Source organism: Rhodoferax sp. RT5P35, from assembly GCF_056521385.1.
Genome location: NZ_JBWMAX010000325.1, coordinates 1 through 1,074 on the forward strand (window position 1 = coordinate 1; position 1,074 = coordinate 1,074).

Below are 1,074 nucleotides of genomic sequence, written 5' to 3' on the forward strand. Positions count from 1 at the left end.
CTGCAGGCTGGTGTAGGCACCGCCCGAGGTGCCCACGCTCACCGTGGCGCTGGGCACGCCAAAGGTTTTGATGAAGTGGTCTTTGCCCATCAGCGTGGTTTCGCCCGCCACGGTGGCGTTGCAGCTGTTGGTGGGGTGGTTCAGGGTGTTGGTGAAGACGGCGTAGCCCTCGCCCAGGCGTGTGAGGTTGGTGCCGGTGTACGGGCTGACCCCCATGGCCGCGCCCTGGATGTACCAGCCACCCGCGCAACCCGTGCCGTGCACGGCGATGAGCTTGCGATTCCAGCCTTTGGGGGGCGTGGTGGGGCTGGGGGCCGCGTCTGCCGTGGGGTCGTGCAGCACGGCATTTTGGTAGATGCCCCGGTTCATGGTGCCGGTTTCCACCCGCACCACAAACGGCACGGCGACACCGGCGGTATTGGTGGCGGTGGCTACATCGCTGGGCAAGGCGGTGGTAACTGGCATGGGTTTCAGCGCACCGCCGCTGGTGGCGCGGTACAGGTACTGCACCTGGGTAGGGGCCGAGCACTGGGCATCGGTGGCCGCGCCCAGTTTGCTGCCGTCGGGCAGGGTAAAGCTGGCGGTTTGGCAGTTGTACGGGCTGGTTTGGGGGCCTGAGAGCATGGGGCCGGTCAGCGGGTAGTTGGTCAGCGCCAGCCGTGTTTCGGTGCCGCCAAAGCCCACCACCAAGGTGTTGCTGCCCAGCGCCAGACCCGGCACCACGCCCAGCAAGTGCCCGGTGCGCAGGGGGTCGACTTTGAACACGGCGCTCACATCGGTGCCATTGAGCTTGGCCCTCAACGGCCCGGTGTTGCCCGCCACGGCAATATCCACCAAGGCAGTGCCGCCGCTGACGCGCTCGGCTTGGGACGAGACCACCTCTACCGATGGACCCGGACCATCGCCTCCGCCGCCACAGGCCGCCAAGGCAGCGCCTGCCAGGCTGGCCAGTGAATACGACACTATTTTAAATTTTGTTAATTGCATACCGTCTCCGTGGATGTAAATGGGCTTCTGCGCGGCAAAAGATGCTGCTCAGGCGGGGCCCATCCCCATTTCAGCAAGCGGTATGCC

1 protein-coding gene is annotated in these 1,074 nt (G+C 65.5%); it reads right to left on the bottom strand.

What is annotated here, in order from left to right; translation table 11 throughout:
• On the bottom strand, window positions 1-987 hold a 987-nt coding region (locus AC097L_RS26025), incomplete at its 3' end, for a DUF6351 family protein (RefSeq protein WP_479589579.1).
• Window positions 988-1,074 lie beyond the last annotated feature (87 nt).